The following is a 19502-nucleotide window of genomic DNA, read 5'->3' on the forward strand; positions in this document are numbered from 1 at the left end:
GATGTTTTGCGCCGCACGCCGGTAATCAGCGCCGGCATTGACTCGCGCGCGGCACCGGGGGGAGAGTGATGACCTCAGCGTTTTTTGCCGAGCGCGGCCGCCAGTGCATCGCCTAGCACGCTGTTGCCGGCGGCGGACGGGCTGCCGGGGCGGGGTTTGGCCGCCGGACGCGCAGGCGCGTCGCGCCGTTTATCGCCGCCGCCGTCGCGACGGCTTGAGGTTTCGCCGGGCTGCTCGTCCAGGCGCATGGTCAGGGCGATACGCTTGCGCGGCAAATCCACGTCCATCACTTTCACCTTGACGATATCCCCGGCCTTGACCACTTTATGCGGGTCCTCGACAAAGCTCGCCGACAGGGAGGAGATATGCACCAACCCGTCCTGATGCACGCCGATATCCACGAACGCGCCGAAGTTGGTGACATTGGTGACGGTGCCTTCCAGTATCATGCCCAGGGTTAAATCCTGCAGGGTTTCCACACCCTCGGCGAACGTAGCGGTCTTGAATTCCGGCCGCGGATCGCGTCCCGGTTTTTCCAGTTCCCGGATAATATCGGTCACCGTGGGCAGGCCGACGCGCTCATCGGTAAAGCGAACCGGGTCGATGCCGCGCAGCGCGCCCGCGTTGCCCAGCAGCTTGTCAAGGGTAAGCTCGGTGGCCTTGAGGATGCGCTCTACCACCGGATAGCTTTCCGGATGCACGGTGGAGGCGTCCAGCGGATTGTCGCCATGGTTGATGCGCAGGAACCCTGCGCATTGTTCAAAGGCTTTCGGCCCGAGCCGGCCCACTTTCAGCAACTGGCTGCGATCGCGGAAACGGCCGTTTTCATCGCGCCAGTTCACGATATTCTGCGCCATCATGCGCGTCAGTCCCGCCACCCGGGTCAACAGCGGCACCGAGGCGGTATTCAGATCCACGCCGACGGCGTTCACGCAGTCCTCCACCACCGTATCGAGCTTTTTCGCCAGCAGGCTTTGGCTGACGTCATGCTGATACTGGCCGACGCCGATGGATTTCGGGTCGATCTTGACCAGTTCCGCCAGCGGATCCTGCAACCGGCGGGCGATGGACACCGCGCCGCGCAGCGAGACGTCCAGGTCGGGGAATTCCAGCGCCGCCAGCTCCGAGGCGGAATAGACCGATGCCCCGGCCTCGCTGACAATCACCTTCTGCGCGGTGACCTTGGGGAACTGTTCCTTGACCAGGGCGAAAAAGCGTTCGGTTTCCCGGGACGCGGTGCCGTTGCCGATGGCCACCAGTTCCACCTGATGCTTCAGGCACAGGGCCGCCACCGCCGCCACGGCTTTTGCCGTCTGGCCGGTATGAGGATAGATGGTATCGGTGGCCACCAGCTTGCCGGTGGCGTCCACCACCGCCACCTTGACGCCGGTGCGCAGCCCCGGATCCAGTCCCATGGTCGGACGCAGGCCCGCCGGCGCGGCCATCATCAGGTCGTGCATATTGCGGGCAAAGACCTGGATGGCCTCTTCCTCGGCTTTTTCGCGGATGCTGCCCATCAGTTCGGTTTCCAGGTGCAGCAGGATCTTGATGCGCCAGGTCCAGTTAATCACCGCCCGGCGCCAGGCGTCGCCCGGGGCCTGATTGAGGCGCACCTGCAGGTGATCGATAATCATCTGCTCGCAGTGGCTTTCACGCGGCGGCTCGTCCGAATGCGGATCGGCATTCAGCGAAAGTTGCAAAATACCCTCGTTACGGCCGCGGAACATAGCCAGGGCACGGTGGGAGGGCACCTGCGCCAGCGGCTCGTGATGGGCAAAATAATCGCGGAACTTGGCGCCTTCCTCTTCTTTGCCGGCAATCACGCTGGCCACGAGATGGGCGTTTTTCCATAGGTAATGGCGGATTTTCGCCAGCAGCGCCGCGTCTTCGGCAAAACGCTCCATCAGGATATAACGCGCGCCGTCCAGCGCCGCCTTGACATCGGCCACGCCTTTTTCGGCGTCGACATACGCCGCGGCCACGTCTTCCGGCTGCCGGCTGGCATCCCGCCATAGGGTCTCGGCCAGGGGTTCGAGGCCGGCCTCAAGGGCGATTTGCCCGCGCGTGCGGCGTTTGAGCTTGTAGGGCAGGTAGAGATCCTCGAGTTCGGTTTTGCTCAGCGTGCCGTTGATAGCCGTCGCCAGCTGTTCGGTCAGCTTGCCCTGATCGTCTATGGCTTTCAGAATTGTCTGGCGCCGTTCCTCAAGCTCGCGCAGGTAACCAAGGCGGGTTTCCAGCTGGCGCAACTGGGTATCGTCCAGGCCGCCGGTGACCTCTTTACGATAGCGCGAGATAAAAGGCACGGTATTGCCTTCGTCCAGCAGGCGGATAGCGGCGTCGACCTGCTCCGGGCGGGCCTTCAGCTCGGCGGCAATGAGGCGATTCAAAGGATCATTCATCATTCTGTTTTGTTCGTCATCACGTTATGGGTTACTTATGCAGTGGACAGTTATACGTATTGCGCCGCCAAAATGCCAGTCATCTGATGGATGCGAGCGCGGTAAGCGGCGAAAATTGCGCGATTGTTCAAGAAGCCGCGGCCGGGGCGCGGGGATGGGCGCCGGCGCAGCGCCGCGAGGCGGCGGTCTATGGTATATTTCCCGGGTACGGCTTCTCACATTTGCTAAACGGTCACGATGAAAACCAATCTAATTACCCGTCAGGGCTATCGGGAACTCCAGGAAGAGTTAGATCACCTCTGGAAGCACTATCGTCCCGAAATTACCGAAAAGGTGTCCTGGGCCGCCAGTCTTGGCGATCGCAGCGAAAACGCCGATTATCATTACAACAAAAAGATCCTGCGTGAAATCGATCGCCGGGTGCGCTATTTGCGCCGGGTACTAAAAGAAGCGCGGGTCGTGGATTATTCGCCGCAGCAGGAAGGCCGGGTATTTTTCGGCGCCTGGGTGGAGGTGGAAAATGATCAGGGTGAGCAGCTCCGCTTCCGCATTGCCGGGCCGGATGAAATCTTCAAGCACAAATCTTATATTTCCATTGATTCCCCCATGGCGCGGGCTTTAATCAAAAAAGCGGTGGACGATGAAGCGGTGGTCGCCACGCCCACCGGTTTAAAAACCTGGTATGTGAATAAAATTTCTTATCAGGAACCGTTGGGAGAATAAATGAAATATGCGAAATATAAGGCCGCTAAGGTTTACTTTGCCAGGGGTAAAGTGAACAATCATCCTACCCGGTCGGTTTAATTATCGTCATGCCGGCATTTGTGGATAAATACCGGTAAAGACCGGCGATGATCGTCATAAAGCGCGTTTTTTTGCCGAATATGTGGATAACTACGTATTTCCATATGCTTTGTAACAATTTTGCTTAGAATATACACCTGAAACCGCTGTCAGTGCCTTACAGGTTTCTGAACAATACGCTTACGGGCGTATCGCCTTTGGGAGAGAGAACAATGCAAGAGAATTACAAGATTCTGGTCGTGGACGATGATATGCGTTTAAGGGCCCTGCTGGAGCGTTATTTAACCGAACAGGGATTCCAGGTGCGCAGCGTCGCCAATGCCGAGCAGATGGATCGCCTGCTGACGCGCGAGTCCTTCCATCTGATGGTGCTGGACCTGATGCTGCCGGGCGAGGATGGCCTGTCCATTTGCCGCCGGCTGCGCAGCCAGAGCAATCCGATGCCGATCATTATGGTCACGGCCAAAGGCGAAGAGGTGGATCGGATCGTCGGTCTGGAAATCGGCGCTGACGACTATATTCCCAAGCCCTTTAATCCCCGCGAGCTACTGGCGCGCATCCGCGCGGTGCTCAGGCGCCAGGCCAATGAGCTGCCGGGCGCGCCTTCGCAGGAAGAGGCGATTATCGCCTTCGGTAAATTCAAGCTGAATCTCGGTACCCGCGAGATGTTCCGCGAGGATGAGCCCATGCCGTTGACCAGCGGCGAATTCGCGGTACTTAAGGCGCTGGTAAGCCATCCCCGCGAGCCGTTATCGCGCGATAAGCTGATGAACCTGGCCCGTGGCCGGGAGTACAGCGCCATGGAGCGCTCCATAGACGTGCAGATTTCCCGCCTGCGCCGTATGGTCGAGGAAGACCCCGCCCACCCGCGCTATATCCAGACCGTTTGGGGTTTGGGATACGTATTCGTGCCGGACGGCAGTAAAGCATGAGGCGATGGCGCTTCTCTCCGCGCAGTTCTTTTGCACGGAGTCTGTTGTTAATCGTTACCCTGCTGTTCGTCAGCCTGGTGACGACCTATCTTGTGGTACTGAATTTCGCGATATTACCCAGCCTGCAGCAGTTCAATAAAGTGCTGGCGTACGAAGTGCGCATGCTGATGACCGACCGTCTGCAGCTTGAGGACGGTACGCTGCTTGAAGTCCCGCCGGCGTTCCGGCGCGAGATTTACCGGGAGTTGGGCATTTCCCTTTATACCAATGCAGCGGCCGAGGACAGCGGGCTGCGGTGGGCGCAGCATTATGAGTTCCTCAGCCAGCAGATGGCGCAGCAGCTCGGCGGCCCCACCGATGTGCGGGTGGAGGTCACCAAGAATTCGCCGGTGGTCTGGCTGAAGACCTGGCTGTCGCCGGATATCTGGGTGCGCATTCCGTTAACAGAAATCCATCAGGGCGATTTTTCGCCTTTATTCCGCTATACCCTGGCCATTATGCTGCTGGCAATAGGCGGCGCCTGGTTGTTTATCCGGATGCAGAACCGTCCGCTGGTGGACCTGGAGCACGCCGCGCTGCAGGTGGGCAAAGGCATTATACCGCCGCCGCTGCGGGAATACGGCGCCTCGGAGGTGCGTTCGGTCACCCGGGCGTTTAACCAGATGACCTCCGGCGTCAAGATGCTGGCCGACGATCGGACCCTGCTGATGGCCGGCGTCAGCCACGATTTGCGCACGCCGTTGACGCGTATCCGCCTGGCCACCGAGATGATGAACGCCGAGGATGGCTATCTGGCCGAGTCGATCAATAAGGATATTGAAGAGTGTAACGCCATTATCGAGCAATTTATCGATTATCTGCGTACCGGGCAGGAGATGCAGACCGAGATGGCGGATCTGAACGGCATCCTGGCGGAAGTGGTGGCGGCTGAAAGCGGTTATGAACGTATTATCGAAACCGCGCTGTTCGATGATGAGCTGATTGTTAACGTGAATCCGCTGTCGATTAAACGGGCGGCGGTGAATATGGTGGTTAACGCAGCCCGTTACGGTAACGGCTGGATCCGCGTGAACAGCGGGCGGGACGCGCACCGGGTTTGGTTTGAGGTGGAGGACGATGGGCCGGGCATCGAACCTTCGCAGCTGAAATATCTGTTCCAGCCCTTCGTGCGCGGGGACAGCGCGCGCAGCACCAGCGGCACCGGGCTGGGGCTGGCTATTGTGCAGCGTATTGTCGACGCCCACGACGGTACGCTGGATATCGGCAGCAGCGAGCGCGGCGGCCTGCGTATTCGCGCGTACCTGCCGTTGCCTGTGAATGCGCATGACGTTCCCGTCGTGACCTCGGTAAAGAAAACGGCGTAATCCCGCCGCGGCAACGACCGCGGGGCAAAAAAAAGCCTCCGTTACGCGGAGGCATGATGTGGACTGGCAAGCGCCGGATTTAAGCCCGGTGTCAGCGGGCTTAGCGCGCCATGGGGCGCTCTGGCGGCCAGGAAAACCATGGCCGCTTCGACCCCATCGGCACGCTCTCCCTTGAACACGTCTGCTTTAGGTTCGGCGTTGGCGGGCCTAGCATGCCATGGGGCGCTCTGGCGGCCAGGAAAACCATGGCCGCTTCGACCCCATTGGCACGCTCTGCCTTTAACACGCCGGATTTACGTCCGGTGCCAGTGGGCTTACCGCGCCGGGGTTTAGCCCGGCGCCGGGGTGCTTAAAGCTTCGGTCCCGCTTTAACCAGCGCCTTGCCTGCCGGCGTGTCGGTGTATTTATCAAAATTGGTGATAAACCGTTTCGCCAGGTCGTCGGCCTTTTCCTGCCACAGACAGGGTTCGGCGTAGGTATGGCGCGGGTCGAGAATCTGGCTGTCGACGCCGGCCAGCGTCATCGGCACCGCCAGGTTGAATACCGGTAGCGTGAGGGTTTCCGCATCGTCGATAGCGCCGCTCAGGATCGCGTCGATAATGGCGCGGGTATTTTTGATGGAAATGCGTTTACCGGTGCCGTTCCAGCCGGTATTCACCAGATAGGCCTTGGCGCCGGCGGCGTTCATGCGTTTGGCCAGTACCTCCGCGTACTGGGTCGGGTGCAGCGACAGGAACGCCGCGCCGAAGCAGGCCGAGAAAGTGGGGGTCGGCGCGGTGATGCCGCGTTCGGTGCCGGCAAGCTTGGCGGTAAAGCCGGACAGGAAGTGATATTGCGCCTGTTCCACCGTCAGTCTGGCCACCGGCGGCAGTACCCCGAAGGCGTCGGCGGTCAGGAAGATGACCCTGGACGCATGGCCCGCTTTCGATACCGGTTTGACGATATTCTCGATATGGTAGATAGGGTATGAGACGCGGGTATTTTCGGTTTTGCTGCCGTCGTCAAAGTCCACGCTGCCGTCGGCCCGGACAACCACGTTTTCCAGCAGGGCGTCGCGGCGGATGGCGTGGAAAATTTCCGGCTCGGCTTCCTCCGACAGATGGATGGTCTTGGCGTAGCAGCCGCCCTCGAAGTTAAAGACGCCGTCGTCGTCCCAGCCGTGCTCATCGTCGCCGATAAGCCGGCGGTGCGGATCGGTGGACAGCGTGGTTTTGCCGGTGCCCGACAGGCCAAAGAAAATGGCGACATCTTCGGCGGCGCCGACATTGGCCGAGCAGTGCATCGAGGCGATGCCTTTTAACGGCAGCAGGTAGTTCATGATCGAGAACATGCCTTTTTTCATTTCGCCGCCGTACCAGGTGCCGCCAATCAGCTGCATCCGCTCCGTCAGGTTAAAGGCGATAAAGTTTTCCGAGTGCATGCCCTGCTGTTGCCAGTCGGGATTGGTGCATTTGGCCCCGTTCATGACCACGAAATCAGGTTTGAAGTCCCGCAGTTCCTCTTCATCGGGGCGGATAAACATGTTTTTGACGAAGTGCGCCTGCCAGGCCACCTCGGTGATAAAGCGTACCTTTAACCGGCTGTTTTCATTGGCGCCGCAAAACGCATCCACGATAAACAGGCGTTTGCCCGATAGCTGGTTGCCGACGAGTTGTTTCAGGTGGCTCCAGGTCTCCTGACTGAGCGGATGATTGTCGTTGTTGCCTTTACCCTGATCCGACCACCAGACGGTATCGCGCGTTACGTCGTCGCGCACCAGGTATTTGTCCTTCGGCGAGCGGCCGGTAAAGATACCGGTATCGACGGCCACGGCGCCGGTGCTGGTGACGGTGCCGCGCTCAAATCCTTGCAGTGAATCGGCGGTTTCTTCCTGGAACAATAAGGCAAAATCCGGGTTGTAAATCACCTCGCTACAGTTAGTAATGCCATAGCCGACCAGGTCTTGCGCGTTGATACCATGACTTGCCATATGACGACTCCTTAGCTTTAAATTATTACCTGTAGCGATTGTAAGGGTTACCCAGTGGATCACCGAGAGGTAGGTCATGAAATAACCGACGTCAGCAAGTTTTACACTGTATTGGGAGCTGACGCATAAATAAAGCTTCAGCATGCGCTACCATAGGCAAGTCTATCTGTCCTGTGCCCGCCGGCGCCTATCTCAGTGTAATTGTGTCTCAGGGCCCGTGCGGTCTGACTTTATCGCCGCGACATCCCCGGCGGTAAAGACATAATGACTACCGCAGAAATCACAATGCATGTCGATGGTTTCGTCCTGATCGAGCATTTCATCAAGCTCATGCTCCGGCAGCGTCAGCAGCGCGTCAGCACAACGCTGCCGGGAGCAGGTGCAAAGAAAACGGACGTCCTGGGCGGGGTAAAGCGATACCTTATCCTGATGATAGAGGCGATATAACACGTCATCGGCCGGCAGGGTGAACAGCTCTTCCGCCTTGACTGTGGCGGTCAACTGCGCCAGGCGGTCAAAGTCGTCGTGGCTGGCATCGCGCGCGGGCAGCACCTGTAGCAGCATACCGGCGGCCGCGACCTGGCCGTTGGCTTCGCCGGTACGGATAAACAGGCGGGTCAGCAGCTGTTCAGACTGCAGGAAGTAGTTTTCCAGGCAATCGGCCAGGTGTTCTCCTTCCAGGCCCACCACGCCCTGGTAACGCTCGCCCTCATCCGGGGTGAGCGTAATGACCAGGTAGCCGTTGCCGACCATTTGTCTGAGCGTGCTGTTTTCGGCGATGTCGCCGTCGATGCGCGCCACGCCGCGCATATTCTGCTGGTGATCGCCGTTAATGACCACCAGGCGCAGCGGCCCGTCGCCCTGCAGTTGCACGGTAATCTCGCCGCTGAATTTCAGCGTAGCGGTCAGCAGGCTGGTGACCACCAGCATTTCCCCCAGCAGGTTTTTGACGCTGGGCGGGTAATCATGCTGGCCCAGGACCTGCCGGTAGGTATCATGCAATGAAACCAGTTCACCGCGCACGGCATAATCTTCAAATAAATAACGGTGTAGCTGGTCGTGAATGGCCATAATCCTCTCTCTTGCCGGTGGCGGCGGGCTTATTCCCCCGACTCGCCATATTTAAATTTAATCAGGTTGCGGCGCTCTTTTTTATCCGGCCGCCGGTCCGGGTGGGTCACGTTCTGGGCATTGATTTTGCGCGCGGCGGCCAGCTTTTCGCGTTTGGCCACGCTTTGCGCCGTTTCCTGGTAGAACAGTTGCGCTTCGCTGGCGGGCCGGCGCTGTACCGTTAGGGTAAGCGCCACCACGGTGCGCTCGTCATCACCCTGGCGCAGGGTGATCTCCGCGCCGCTCTCCATGATTTTGCCGGGTTTGGTGCGCTGTCCGTTGTAATGGACTTTGCCGCCTTCCACCATTTCCCGGGCGATGGCGCGGGTTTTGTAAAATCGTGCCGCCCAAAGCCATTTATCAAGGCGGACGGCCTCTTCCTGTCCGCCTTTGTCCTTATCCTGGTTTTTCATCGTGCCTCCTGTGTGCTGGCCGGGAACGGGCGCTTTTTCAGTACCCGGTCCGCCGGGTGGATGCCGCGCTGGTGTGCCGCCGGTATCAGGATACATTAGGGTATTATACCAGTCGTTGGCGGATGACATGCAAATTCCGTGCGCATGACGCGCCGGGCAAACCGGGGCGCCGCGGGTTAACGCAGCGTTTTTAATGCCACGGTGGGCAGGTGGGTATTAAAACAGCTTTCATAATAACGCTGAATATCCTGGGCGCGATGCCGGCTTTTGCCCAGGCGGCGGATCAGCAGTACGGCGTTGACCAATGCGATGATAATCAACAGGAAAAGCAGTACGCTGGTGCCAAGGTAGCGCCAGACGGTGATGACATCGGGTTCGCTGTGCAGCGAAATATGGCGGGTGCCGTTGGCGTCGACGGTGATATTGGTAATGACGCCCTGGGCGCGGAACGGCGTGTGCAGCAGCATGGCGGAGAGGCGCTGCAGTTCATGCCATTGCGCCAGCCCGGTGTAATCATATAAGGAACTGGCCGGCAATGGATGATCCACCAGTAATTTTCCCTCGTCGCTGTGGATCAGGAATCCGCCCGGTGGGGGACTGTTAAGGGCATTGGTCGCCTGGCGGGTCTCTCCGGTGAAAATGGACGAGGTGGCGCTGGTCACCAGGTTTTGCAGCGTTTCCGCGCTGACCGGGCGCAGCAGGACGTTGACGCCTTTGAGCGTGCCGTTGCGCGCCCGCTTCACAAGCGAAGGCCAATCCCGGCCGTTGGCCAGGTTGACCAGCGCGGTTTTCAGCCGGCCGCAGGCGCTGTCGTCATGGCAAAGGTCCTGCGTTTTCAGCACGATGTCCGCAAAATCATCCAGCAGTATCATGCCCGATTTCTGGATGGCGGTCGCCAGGCCTGGATTGATCTTGGGATCGTTATCCAACTGGGGGTGCAGTTGGGTATTGACGGTATTGAGCAATAATACCGCCTTATCCACCGTGTCGGACTCCGGCAAAGGCAGCGGTTCGGCGTTATTCCAATAAATGCTGGAACAGTCGAAAGGGACAAACGGTTCCCGGGCATCCGCGGGTAGGGCGGTATTGATATAGCACATGCCTGAGCCCTGGGCGTGCAGCGTATCGCCGATGCGCAGCTGCGCCTGCGCCAGCGTATTGACATCCACCGCCTGGATATTCTGCGCGCCTTTTAACCAGGCGGTGCTCAGCGTCAGCGGCAAGGTCAGCGGCACGTAGATCAGCAGCAGGCACAGGATTAGGGCCGAGCTGCACAGCAATACCAGGTTGCCGCCAAAGCGCTGGAGCGGGAAATGCCTCATTTCGTCGTGCAGGGACAGATATTTCCCCTGGCGCACCACCTGGCGGTTGACGTAGATATCGACATCGGTCTTTTTGCCCATATCATGGCCGATAAAAGGCAGCCAGTGGGGCGGGTAGTTCAGGTCGATAATGCCGAACGAGATGGTGCTGATGCGGCTTTGGTCAGATTCCCCGAACAGGCCCCAGCGCTTGGGCGTGCCGCGCAGGCAGTGCACATCCCGCAGCGCGCTCTCGGCCGGCCGGCGCAACAGCCGCCAGCCGCCCCAGCCCATCAGCACGCCTGCGACGGCCACCAGCCATGGCACGGCCAGCACCGGCGCCAGCAGGCTGACAAACAGCAATAATAGCGCCACGCTCAGCAAGGCGGCCTCATAGATGCCCTTTGGCCGGCTGAGCGCATATTCCTCGGGGGTTTCCTTGCGGATGTTAAGCAATTCGACCTGCTCGGTTTCCTGCTCGCGCATGGACGAGTTCGGTACTAACTGCGGCGGGCTGGGCGCTTGCGGGTCGGCGGACATGTAATCCACCAGCGAGTGGCCGTTGAGCGCAATCACCAGGGGGATCCCGGCGGTTTTTATCAGTTCGACATGATTTTCGTCGGCAATATACTGTTCCCAGAGCGGGGGGAGGTGCACTTCGGTACTGTCGAGGAAATAACGCCACTTATGGGGCGCGTCGGTGGCCAAGCCATAACGGGTGATGGCATGGGTGACCGCATAGATATTCTCGCTTTGCGGGGTTAACGCCAGGGTCTCCGCCACCGGCGCGGGGGGCGAGGCCAGGGGCAAGCTATACTGGAGGTGTTTATTCAGCTGGAAATAGTGTTCGATGGCCTCGCGTTCCTGCGGGGCCAGTTTGCGGGGCAAGGGTTGCAGCGACGGCATGCGCTTTATCGGCGCGGGGATGTGGCGCCGGCGGTAGGCCCGGTAAGCGGATAACGCGATCGCACAGGTCAACAGTAAGGCCAATACAATGACTATTGTGCTCATGCCATCCCCATCGAAACACGAAAAAACGACGATACATCGATAATATGATACGCATCCGGCAAGCGGCGTGACGCCACGCTCGTCATAGAGAAACGAACACTCGATTGTTTGATTGACAGCCGCGCGGGAAAAAAACGTGACAACTATCAACGCTAATCTCAGGGTAGCAATCCATTCTTTAGCGACATATCGGTATTTTCCTATTTTAATCCCAATTCTTTTCTTTTACTTGCCATGCTATAACTAATTGCATCCGTTTTACCCGGCCTCGCGTTGGCGGAATGGCAGGTAAAGATTGGGTTAGCCGGCGCGGAAACGGCGCCGCTGGCGGGCGGGGGATTTAACGCGGATGCCCTGATCCTGTTGTTTGCGCGCATAGGCGGTTATGCTGTGATATGTATTTTGTCTGCTCGGGACCATTATGGATAAGCATCTGCAAAAACCAAAAATTCATAAAGTTGAAACCGTGGCGCGCTCCCGATTGTTTAATGTAGAAACCGTCGACCTCGAGTTCAGCAATGGGGCGCGGCGGATTTATGAAAGGATGCAGCCGTCCGATCGGGAGGCGGTGATGATCGTACCGATAATCGATGATCATCTGGTGTTGATCCGTGAGTATGCGGTGGGCATTGAGGATTATGAGCTGGGGTTTCCCAAGGGGCTGATTGATCCCGGCGAGGAGATCCTGGAAGCGGCGAACCGGGAACTGATGGAAGAGGTGGGTTTCGGCGCGCGGCGCATGGATATTTTAACCAAGCTGACCATGGCGCCGTCCTATTTTTCCAGCAAAATGAATATCGTGGTGGCGCGGGATCTGTATGCGCAGCAGCGCGAGGGCGATGAGCCCGAACCGTTGCCGCAGGTGCGCTGGCCCATCGATCGCATGATGGAGTTGCTTAATGAGCCGGATTTTCGCGAGGCGCGTAACGTCAGCGCGCTGTTTCTGGCCCATGCGTGGCTGGTGCGGAAATAAAACAACCGGAGTCCGGTTATCCCTTTGGATGCCTGCTTTGAGTGCGGTGTTGGCGGGCATACCGCGCCATGGGGCGCTCGGTCGGGCGGGAAAACCACGCCCGATTCGACCCTATTGGTACGCTCTCCCTTAACACGTCTGCTTTGGGCGCGGTGTTGGCGGCCCTGCCGTGCCATGGGGCGCTCGGTCGGGCGGGAAAACCACGCCCGATTCGACCCCATTGGCACGCTCTCCCTTAACACGTCTGCTTTGAGTGCGGTGTTGGCGGGCATACGCGCCATGGGGCGCTCGGTCGGGCGGGAAAACCACGCCCGATTCGACCCCATTGGCACGCTCTCCCTTAACACGTCTGCTTTGAGTGCGGTGTTGGCGGGCATACCGCGCCATGGGGCGCTCGGTCGGGCGGGAAAACCACGCCCGATTCGACCCCATTGGCACGCTCTCCCTTAACACGTCTGCTTTGAGTGCGGTGTTGGCGGGCATACCGCGCCATGGGGCGCTCGGTCGGGCGGGAAAACTACGCCCGATTCGACCCCATTGGCACGCTCTCCCTTAACACGTCTGCTTTGGGCGCGGTGTTGGCGGGCCTGCCGTGCCATGAGGCGCTCGGTCGGGCGGGAAAACCACGCCCGATTCGACCCCATTGGCACGCTCTCCCTTAACACGTCTGCTTTGAGTGCGGTGTTGGCGGGCCTGCAGTGGCAGGCCGCCGCATTAGAACAGTTCGTGCGATTCGCCGCCGTTATCCGTCACCACGGTACCCACCTCGTGCACCACCCGGTCCCTCGGTCTGCGTACCGTCGATAAAGTATTCCTCGCGACTGTTGCCGCCGCCGTCGGAGAGTTTGCCGCTGCTCTTATCGATGCTGACGGTGACAATGCCCGGCGGGGGCGTGACTTTTTGCTCCGGTATTCCTTCCAGCGCGACCTTCATAAAATCATCCCAGGCCGGCTGGGCGCTTTTGGCACCGCCTTCGCCGCCGGAAATCTGATCGCTGATGGCGCCGGACGCCGTGGCCCGGCCCAGGTTGCGGCGATGATCGTCGAAGCCAATCCATACGGTGGTGACGGTTTGCGGGCCGTAGCCTGAGAACCAGGCATCCTTGGAATCGTTGGTGGTACCGGTCTTGCCGCCGATATCATGGCGCTTCAAGTCCTTGCCCGCGCGCCAGCCGGTGCCCATCCAGCCGGGTTCGCCAAAGATGTTGCTGTTAAGCGCGTCGTGGATCAGGAACGCCAGCGGCGTACTGATGACGTGCGGCGCATAAAGCTGGCTGCCGTCAGCGGCCTGTTGCGCCGGGGAAACGGTTTCCAGCCGAGGCATCGGCACGGCGGCGTTATTATCGGGTTGGCGCGACACGGCGACGTTTTCCATGCTGTCATCGGACAGGACGGCGGATTTGTTGGTGTCGCCGTAGATTACCGGCAGGTTGCAGGTGTCGCAGACCACTTTGGGCTTGGCTGCAAACAGAACATGGCCGGCTTCGTCCTCGATGCGGGTAATCAGGTAGGGGTCGACCAGATAACCGCCGTTGGAGAGCACCGAGTACCCGCGCACCATCTGCAGCGGAGTAAACGACGCCGAGCCTAGCGCCAGCGATTCGGTATGCACGATATTCTGCGCGGGAAAACCAAAGCGCAGCAGGTATTCCGCGGCGTAATCCACGCCCATGGCGCGCATGGCGCGCACCATCATCACGTTTTTCGATTGCCCCAGCCCCTGGCGCAGGCGGATGGGGCCGTCATAGGTCGGAGGCGAGTTTTTCGGCCGCCAGTCGGCGCCGGCGCCGGCGTCCCAACGGGAAATCGGCACGTCGTTAAGGATGGTGGCCAGGGTCAGCCCTTTATCCATGGCGGCGGTATACAGGAACGGCTTGATATTCGACCCGACCTGCCGCAGCGATTGGGTGACGCGGTTGAATTTGCTCTGGTTGAAATCGAACCCTCCCACCAACGCCTTGACCGCGCCGTCCTGCGGATTGAGGGACACCAGCGCCGAGTTGACGTCGGGCACCTGCGCCAGCCACCAGATATCGCCGACCTTGCGCACCCAAATTTGCTCGCCCGGCTTGACGACGTCCGAGACCTTGCGCGGCAGAGGGCCTTGCAGCGTATCGGTTTTAAACGCTCGCGCCCAACGCACCCCTGCCATCGGCAGGGCGACGCTGCTGCCGTCCGCCATTACGGCGGTGGCCTGTTCGGCGTCGGCCTGCGTTACCACCGCCGGGAACAGCGGTCCGTAAACCGGCAGCGTTTTTAAAGTATCGACGATATGCTTCTGGTCCCAGGCCATTTCACCCACCTTCCACAGCACGTTGCTCGGTCCGCGGTAGCCGTGGCGGATATCGTAATCGAGCACGTTGTTGCGCACGGCGTCCTGCGCCGCCAGCTGTAGTTTTTTGGTGATGGTGGTATAGACCTTATAACCATCGGTATAGGCATTTTCCCCGTAGCGTTTCATCATGTCCTGACGCACCATTTCAGAGACATAAGGCGCCGAAAACGCCATTTGCGGCACGTGATAATTCGCCACCAGATCGCTGTTGCGGGCCTGTTCGAACTGTTCGCGCGTAATGAAGTTTTCATCCAGCATGCGCGACAGCACGAAATTACGCCGCGCCAGCGCCCGATCGTGGGAATAAAGCGGATTGAAGGTCGAGGGCGCTTTCGGCAGGCCGGCAATGACCGCCATCTCGCTCAGGGTCAGCTGGTCGACATTCTTGCCAAAATACACCTGCGCCGCCGCGCCGACGCCATAGGCGCGGTAACCCAGATAAATCTTGTTGAGATACAGCTCGATGATTTCATCTTTCGTCAGCAGCTGCTCGATACGGATGGCCAGGAAAGCTTCTTTGATTTTGCGAATCAACGTCCGTTCCGGGCTGAGGAAGAAATTGCGCGCCAGCTGCTGCGTGATGGTGCTGGCGCCCTGGGACGCATGGCCGGACATCAGCGCGATGGAGGCGGCGCGCATGATGCCCACCGGGTCAACCCCATGGTGCTCATAGAAGCGGCTGTCTTCCGTGGCCACGAACGCGTGGACCAGTTCCGGCGGTATTTGCTGCAGCTTCAGGGGGATACGGCGTTTTTCCCCAAACTGCGCTATCAGCTCACCGTCCGCGCTATAGACCTGCATCGGGGTCTGCAGCCGAATGTCTTTCAGGGTGGCGACGTCAGGCAACTGCGGCTCGATATATTTGTACATGCCAAATATCGAGGCGGCTCCCAACAGAATGCAACACACTGCAAAGATTAAAAAATATTTTACGAACTTCACCTGAGATTTCCCATTTCATGTCATTTGGGCAGTTTATAAACAACCGCGCGCTAGTATAAAGGTAAGCCAGCACGTTGGATACGTACTTTTAATGACGGACGATAACGAATGAGAAGGAGCTCGGCAAACATGGAATTTTGCACCTGGCAAGTGGGATTGGCGTTTGAAAACGGCACCGCGCGGGCGCTGGCGGTGCAGCGGCGGCGCCAGGGCTGGCAGCTTCGCCATTGGTGGCAGCAGCCCATGCCGGAGGGGGCTGAGGGCACGCCGTCCGCCGCCCTGGAGCAACTGTTGGCGGTGTGGCGCAGGCAACTGCCCGGACGCATTTCGTTACGAGTTTGTTTGCCGTCAACCGAGTTTCTGCACCGGCGCATGGCCGCGCCGGACCATCGCCTCGGCGAGCCGGAACGGGAGTGGTATATCACCGCGCAGGCCCGCCGCCATTTCCCCGCCGGCCGTGAAAAGCTGCTGCTCGATTACCGTGACGATCCGCAGGCGCCCGGCACGCTGCTGGTGACCGCAGCCCGCCAGGAGGCCGTGGCGCGGTGGCTATCCTGTCTGGAGCGCGCCGGTCTGGCTCCGCACGTGCTGGATATCGCGCCCAGCGCCCTGCGCTGCATGGCAAGCGCCGCGGGCCTGGCGCGGGACCGGCTGCTGATCCACGCTGCGCGCACGGGATGGCACTGGGTCTCGCCGCTGGCGCGTCCCCTGGAATTCGGCGTTATCGCCACCGGCGAGGCCGCGGCGCTGCCGGCGGCGCGCGGACTCATCCACCAGCGCTATCCTGATGCCTGCGGCAGGGGTGAGCCGGTCTATATCAGCAGCGACGCCATCTGCCCGCCGCAGACGGATGCCCTGCAATGGTCGCCATTTTCCGCCCTGTGGCAGGCGCATCCCCCGCTACCGGCGTGGCCGGCGGCATTCGCCATCGCGGGCGGGCTGGCCGTGCGCCGCGGCGATGAATAATGTATCAGGTCAACCTGCTGCCGTGGCGGCGCCAACGCCGGCGGCGGCGCGCAAGAATCGTGTCCCTGGCGCTGGCGGTCGAACTGCTGCTGGCCTCCGGTCTGCTGGGCCTGCAGGCGCGGCGCGGCCATGAACAGCTCGCCGAGCTTGGCGCACTGCTCTCACAGTGGCAACAGCGCGAAAAACAAATCCGCGGGCAGCGGCAGCGGATGGAGCGTCTGCTGGAACGGCGGCAAAAGCTGGAAAACAAGCTGCGCGGCCAGCGCCGGGCCAACGCCGGCAACCAGCGCTACCGGCAGCTGTGGGATCAACTGCCGGGCCTGCTGCCGCCGGGATTGTGGTTAACCCGGCTGCGGCTGTGCGGCACAGAAGTACATATAAGCGGCTGCAGCGAGCGCTATGTGCATATCCGCACGGCGGACCGCCTGCTTTCCCGGCATCCTCGGTTCGCTTCCATACGCTGGCGACGAATCGAACAACAGGAAAACGGCCGCTTCAGCTTTGAGTTACAGGCGGCGTGGCCCGCCGGGGCGGCGGACGATGCCGGACGCTGAGGGCGGGTTCGGCCGCTGGATGGAGCGCCCCTGGCGCGCGCTGGCCCTGGCGCAGATCATCGTGGGCGTTTACGTCGCGCTGGGTATTTTGCTGGTCGTGCGCCCTGGACAGGACGCGGCGGAGTTGCTGCGCCAGGATATCGGCCATTGCAAAACCGTGGTGGCTGGGCAGGAACGGGCGCAGGCCGGCTTACCCGCTCCGGAACGCCTGGAAGCCGATATCCTGCGCTTACGCCGCCCCGTCGACGCCGGCGAAAAAATGCGCGGGGATCCGGCCGCCTTGGCCGCCGTTATCCCTCCGGGCCGGGGGAAGAACCTCACCTGGCGGGCGCTTGGCGCCGCCGGCGACCGGCAGCACGTTTTCGAACGCTGGCAACTGGTGGTAACCACGGACTATGCGCAACTGCGGCGCATGCTGCGCCATCTCTGCGACCTGCGGGGGGCACTCCCCCTGGAAACCCTTACCGTCAGGCGCCGGGGCGGGTTGCTGGAGGCAGAGCTTATCCTGTCTGCCATGCCCGGGACGGAAACGAAAAACGGGCGGCGGGAAAAGGCGCCGGAGGAGGCGGGGGACGATGACGAGGAGGCCGGTAACGACGGGGCCACGGCGGTAGATTACCGGGAGACGGCGTCCAGCCCGGGTTTGGCGGCGGAGGACCAGGAGAGGAGAGAGGCAACGGACGATGAACGGCCGCAGGAGCGCGATCCTTTTCAACCGGCGCCGCACGTTCAGCCGGGTCACGCCGGTCGGCCTGCCGCGGACGGCCGGATCGATCGGATAAAAGGGAAGGTGGGCGCGGGAGAGCGCTGGTTATTCTGGACCGTTGACGATCAGGGGCGCTGGCGCCGGTGCGAACCAACGCGCCCGGCGGGCAGGAAAGATCAGGAAGATCAGCAAGATCATAATGGAATCACCCGATAAAAAGGACGAGGCACAATGAAAGGACACGCGCGGATGGTGGGGTTGATCTTGTGTTTGCTGACGGTTGGATGGCGGGACGTCGCGCTGGCCGGACGGACGGCGGGCGGCGACGGCAAACCGGTGACGCTGGTATTTGACGACGCGCCGATACCGCAGGTGCTGCGCGCCCTGGCGGAACATCAGCGCCTGAATCTGGTTATTGCCCCGGACATCAAAGGCAATATCAGCCTTAATCTGCACAATGTGTCCTGGCTACAGGCGGTGGATCTGATCGCGCGCACCGGCCGCCTGCGCCTGGAGCGCCAGGATGACGCGCTGATGGTGTTCCCCGCGCGGCGGGGCGAGGCGGACGGGCCGCCGGGTGAAACTCCTTTGCGCAACCAGTTGGTGACGCTGGAGCACGCCGATGCCGGCGAGGTGGCGAAAAGCATCGGCTCGATGCGCGGCGCCCTGATGTCCCCGCGTGGCAGCGTGATGCTGGATAAACGCACTAATTCCCTGGTGCTGCGCGATACCGACGCGGCATTGTCTGCGCTTACCGGCTGGATAAAAATCTGGGATCTGCCGCTGGAGCAAGTGATGATCACCGCCCATATCGTTACCATCAGCCGGGATAACCTGCGGGAAATCGGGGTAAAGTGGCAGCAAGGCGGCGGCACATCGCCTTGCGCCACGCGCCTGGGGGTCGATCTGCCCCTGAGTGAGCATTACGCCAGCATGGGGTTTCGCCTGGCGCGCCTCAGCGGCCGGCTGCTTGAACTGGAACTGACCGCGCTGGAGCAGGAAAACAAAGTGGATATCCTGGCCAGCCCCCGCCTCTATACCGCGCATCAGCAAACCGCCAGCATCAAGCAGGGCACCGAGATTCCCTACCAGGTGGCGAACGGTAAAAATAAATCACCGGCCATTCAGTTCAAAGAGGCGGTACTGAGCATGGAAGTCACCCCTAAAATACTGCGCAACGGCAAAGTAACCCTCAATTTGCGCCTGAGCCAGAACGTGCCGGGGCGGGTAATCAAACAAGGGGAAAATGAGAGTGTTTCCATCGATATGGAGGAAATCAAGACCCAGGTGACCATTGCTGACGGCGAAACCATTGTTTTAGGAGGTATTTTTCAACATCAAAAACATCAAACCCATGATAGGGTACCGCTTTTGGCGGAGATTCCGCTGCTCGGCCAGCTGTTCAAACGCCAGCGTGCGCACTATAAACAGCGTGAACTGGTTATTTTTATTACGCCGACCCGCATAACGGGGTAAACTTGATTGCCTCAATTTGGGCAAAATTGCGGTTTTAGCAACAAATTATGCGTTTTTTTCGCGTTCGATTTGACGCTGTGCACAATTTCGCTTACAAGGGTAACCCATTGAGCATCGCTGTTTTTGCGTCACCTGTAATTACGATAGAGATATCGGAATTCCTCCTTGCGGTGTGAGCATCGATTTAATCGGTTGCCAAACTACCCCGAGTGTTGAGATAATTTTTCGTCTGATTCTCGCACTATCG

General features: G+C 60.1%; 13 protein-coding genes and 1 pseudogene. 8 read left to right on the top strand and 6 right to left on the bottom strand.

What is annotated here, in order from left to right; all coding sequences use genetic code 11:
• Nucleotides 1-74 precede the first annotated feature (74 nt).
• On the bottom strand, nucleotides 75-2399 hold the full coding sequence (locus ACL2XF_RS22810) for a Tex family protein (protein ID WP_410016709.1): 2325 nt from the start codon (nucleotides 2397-2399) through the stop codon (nucleotides 75-77).
• Nucleotides 2400-2636: 237 nt separating this feature from the next.
• Here ACL2XF_RS22810 and greB point away from each other — a divergent pair, with 237 nt between their 5' ends.
• From greB to envZ, 3 genes are all read left to right on the top strand, one after another.
• Nucleotides 2637-3122: a transcription elongation factor GreB gene (greB, locus tag ACL2XF_RS22815; RefSeq protein WP_413727589.1), complete on the top strand. Its 486-nt coding sequence runs from the start codon at nucleotides 2637-2639 to the stop codon at nucleotides 3120-3122.
• A 293-nt stretch (nucleotides 3123-3415) separates the two neighbouring features.
• A complete protein-coding gene (ompR, locus tag ACL2XF_RS22820; RefSeq protein WP_003853014.1) occupies nucleotides 3416-4135 on the top strand; it encodes a two-component system response regulator OmpR in 720 nt (239 codons plus the stop codon).
• The gene (gene envZ / locus ACL2XF_RS22825) at nucleotides 4132-5499 is read left to right on the top strand and encodes a two-component system sensor histidine kinase EnvZ (protein ID WP_410013226.1); all 1368 of its coding nucleotides are present in this window, start codon (nucleotides 4132-4134) and stop codon (nucleotides 5497-5499) included. Before ompR ends, envZ begins: the two co-directional genes overlap by 4 nt.
• Before the next feature lie 349 nt (nucleotides 5500-5848).
• On the opposite strand, the gene pckA is transcribed toward envZ, so the two are convergent.
• From pckA to ACL2XF_RS22845, 4 genes are all read right to left on the bottom strand, one after another.
• A complete protein-coding gene (pckA, locus tag ACL2XF_RS22830; RefSeq protein ID WP_413727590.1) occupies nucleotides 5849-7468 on the bottom strand; it encodes a phosphoenolpyruvate carboxykinase (ATP) in 1620 nt (539 codons plus the stop codon).
• 192 nt (nucleotides 7469-7660) lie between these two features.
• Nucleotides 7661-8539 carry an Hsp33 family molecular chaperone HslO gene (gene hslO, locus ACL2XF_RS22835; RefSeq protein ID WP_410013228.1) on the bottom strand — a complete coding sequence of 293 codons (879 nt, stop codon included), beginning with the start codon at nucleotides 8537-8539 and terminating at the stop codon, nucleotides 7661-7663.
• A 29-nt stretch (nucleotides 8540-8568) separates the two neighbouring features.
• On the bottom strand, nucleotides 8569-8991 hold the full coding sequence (hslR, locus tag ACL2XF_RS22840) for a ribosome-associated heat shock protein Hsp15 (RefSeq protein ID WP_410013229.1): 423 nt from the start codon (nucleotides 8989-8991) through the stop codon (nucleotides 8569-8571).
• A gap of 176 nt (nucleotides 8992-9167) precedes the next feature.
• Nucleotides 9168-11303 carry an IgaA/UmoB family intracellular growth attenuator gene (locus ACL2XF_RS22845; RefSeq protein ID WP_410013230.1) on the bottom strand — a complete coding sequence of 712 codons (2136 nt, stop codon included), beginning with the start codon at nucleotides 11301-11303 and terminating at the stop codon, nucleotides 9168-9170.
• 421 nt (nucleotides 11304-11724) lie between these two features.
• Here ACL2XF_RS22845 and nudE point away from each other — a divergent pair, with 421 nt between their 5' ends.
• Nucleotides 11725-12276 (top strand): ADP compounds hydrolase NudE, encoded by a 552-nt coding sequence (gene nudE, locus ACL2XF_RS22850; RefSeq protein WP_410013231.1) that lies wholly within the window; start codon nucleotides 11725-11727, stop codon nucleotides 12274-12276.
• A 714-nt stretch (nucleotides 12277-12990) separates the two neighbouring features.
• Here the strand turns inward: nudE and mrcA are convergent.
• Nucleotides 12991-15553, bottom strand: a pseudogene (gene mrcA, locus ACL2XF_RS22855) (peptidoglycan glycosyltransferase/peptidoglycan DD-transpeptidase MrcA).
• Between the two features lie 129 nt (nucleotides 15554-15682).
• Between mrcA and pilM the strand changes: the two are divergent.
• Genes pilM through pilQ form a run of 4 tightly spaced genes read left to right on the top strand, consistent with a single transcriptional unit; the run spans nucleotide 15683 to nucleotide 19255 of the window.
• Nucleotides 15683-16519, top strand: coding sequence for a pilus assembly protein PilM (pilM, locus tag ACL2XF_RS22860; RefSeq protein WP_413721577.1), 837 nt, complete (start codon nucleotides 15683-15685; stop codon nucleotides 16517-16519).
• Nucleotides 16519-17073, top strand: coding sequence for a PilN domain-containing protein (locus tag ACL2XF_RS22865; RefSeq protein WP_413721576.1), 555 nt, complete (start codon nucleotides 16519-16521; stop codon nucleotides 17071-17073). The genes pilM and ACL2XF_RS22865 overlap by 1 nt, the downstream gene beginning before the upstream one ends.
• The gene (locus ACL2XF_RS22870; RefSeq protein WP_413721575.1) at nucleotides 17060-17995 is read left to right on the top strand and encodes a hypothetical protein; all 936 of its coding nucleotides are present in this window, start codon (nucleotides 17060-17062) and stop codon (nucleotides 17993-17995) included. The genes ACL2XF_RS22865 and ACL2XF_RS22870 overlap by 14 nt, the downstream gene beginning before the upstream one ends.
• 15 nt (nucleotides 17996-18010) lie before the next feature.
• Nucleotides 18011-19255, top strand: coding sequence for a type IV pilus secretin PilQ (gene pilQ, locus ACL2XF_RS22875; protein WP_413721574.1), 1245 nt, complete (start codon nucleotides 18011-18013; stop codon nucleotides 19253-19255).
• Nucleotides 19256-19502 lie beyond the last annotated feature (247 nt).

It is taken from the genome of Sodalis sp. RH19, from assembly GCF_047324215.1.
Lineage (GTDB): Bacteria > Pseudomonadota > Gammaproteobacteria > Enterobacterales > Enterobacteriaceae > Acerihabitans.